The following is a 1,479-nucleotide window of genomic DNA, read 5'->3' as shown; positions in this document are numbered from 1 at the left end:
GTGCGTACCGGGCTGAGAGGCGGTGTAAGTGAACTGTAGTTGCCATGTTTTACGGCAATGAGAGCAGAGATAGCGCTGATGTCCGGCAGTGCTTTTGCCGTTACGCACCACGCCTTCAGTAGCGGAGCAGGAAGGACATCTGATGGAAATGGAAGCCACGCAAGCACCTTAAAATCACCATCATACACTAAATCAGTAAGTTGGCAGCGTTACCCTCACTGACATCCAGTCGGTAATCAAACAGATGTGTAGGAAAACCATCCACCACATCATGATATATTCCGAATTTACGTTGATGCTCCGCGTTGTGATATCTCCGCCATCACAATTGATGCACCATAGAGCAAACTGAATATCACGGAATGATAAATGACGCTCTACCAGATAAAACCGCTCTTTCAGTCGCTGTTAAGGCCGACGATGTTTTGGCTTTATAAGCACCACGTTACAGCGAATCACATCACTCTTACGGCACTGGCGCTTTCTCTTTTTACCGGATTGCTGTTGGTGTTGGTGGCACAACCCATCCTCTTTTTGCTATTGCCCATCGTGCTTTTTATCCGTATGGCGCTCAATGCGCTGGATGGCATGTTGGCGCGTGAGTGCAATCAGCAAACACGTCTGGGGGCGATTTTGAATGAAACTGGCGATGTTATTTCCGATATTGCGCTCTATTTACCGTTTTTATTTTTACCGGAAAGTAACGCATCACTCGTAATACTCATGTTATTTTGCACCATATTGACTGAGTTTTGCGGTTTACTCGCGCAGACGATTAACGGTATTCGTAGTTATGCCGGTCCATTCGGCAAAAGCGATCGCGCGTTAATATTTGGTCTGTGGGGGCTAGCCGTTGCCATTTATCCACAGTGGATGCAATGGAATAATCTTTTATGGAGCATTGCTTCAATTCTGCTTCTCTGGACTGCGATTAATCGTTGTCGGAGTGTGCTTTTTATGAGTGCTGAAAGATAATGCTGGAAAAATCTCTGGCAACACTTTTCGCGTTGTTAATTTTAGCAACGCTGATAAACCGTTTTCTGCTATGGCGGTTACCGGAGAGAAAAGGGGGTGAGGTTACATTACGTATTCGTACCTGGTGGGGCATCGTCATTTGTTTTTCACTGGTGATTTCAGGTCCACGCTGGATGACGTTGGCGTTTTTTGCGCTGATAAGTTTTCTGGCATTGAAAGAATATTGTATGCTTATATCCGTACATTTTCCGCGGTGGTTATATTGGGTTATTCCTCTTAACTATTTGCTTATCGGGTAATGCTGCCAACTTACTGATTTAGTGTATGATGGTGATTTTAAGGTGCTTGCGTGGCTTCCATTTCCATCAGATGTCCTTCCTGCTCCGCTACTGAAGGCGTGGTGCGTAACGGCAAAAGCACTGCCGGACATCAGCGCTATCTCTGCTCTCATTGCCGTAAAACATGGCAACTACAGTTCACTTACACCGCCTCTCAGCCCGGTAC

The 1,479-nt window shown here is 46.0% G+C and carries 3 protein-coding genes and 1 pseudogene; 3 read left to right on the top strand and 1 reads right to left on the bottom strand.

Translation table 11 applies throughout. The features are described 5' to 3' along the window. On the bottom strand, positions 1-159 hold a 159-nt coding region (locus BFF42_RS16975; protein WP_032277379.1), incomplete at its 3' end, for an IS1 family transposase. A gap of 210 nt (positions 160-369) precedes the next feature. Between BFF42_RS16975 and BFF42_RS16970 the strand changes: the two genes are divergently transcribed. The 3 genes and pseudogenes from BFF42_RS16970 to BFF42_RS16960 form a co-directional block, all read left to right on the top strand. After that, entirely contained in the window at positions 370-975 is a 606-nt protein-coding gene (locus tag BFF42_RS16970; RefSeq protein WP_000177543.1) for a CDP-alcohol phosphatidyltransferase family protein, read from the top strand. Next, positions 975-1,271: pseudogene (locus tag BFF42_RS16965) on the top strand (phosphatidate cytidylyltransferase); the annotation flags it as partial. The gene BFF42_RS16970 and the pseudogene BFF42_RS16965, both read left to right, overlap by 1 nt. 53 nt (positions 1,272-1,324) lie before the next feature. After that, positions 1,325-1,479, top strand: a 155-nt coding sequence (locus BFF42_RS16960) for an IS1 family transposase (RefSeq protein WP_001348782.1), incomplete at its 3' end; no start/stop codon positions are given.

The sequence above is a fragment of the Shigella sp. FC1661 genome (assembly GCF_001712525.1).
GTDB classification, from domain to species: domain Bacteria; phylum Pseudomonadota; class Gammaproteobacteria; order Enterobacterales; family Enterobacteriaceae; genus Escherichia; species Escherichia coli.
The sequence above is the reverse complement of the archived record's forward strand: the minus strand, read 5'-3'. Positions and strand labels throughout refer to the sequence as shown.

What these genes read in the sequence shown, in the direction of transcription:
- BFF42_RS16970 (WP_000177543.1), top strand. Translation starts at nt 370, where the DNA reads ATGACGCTCTACCAGATAAAACCGCTCTTTCAGTCGCTGTTAAGGCCG.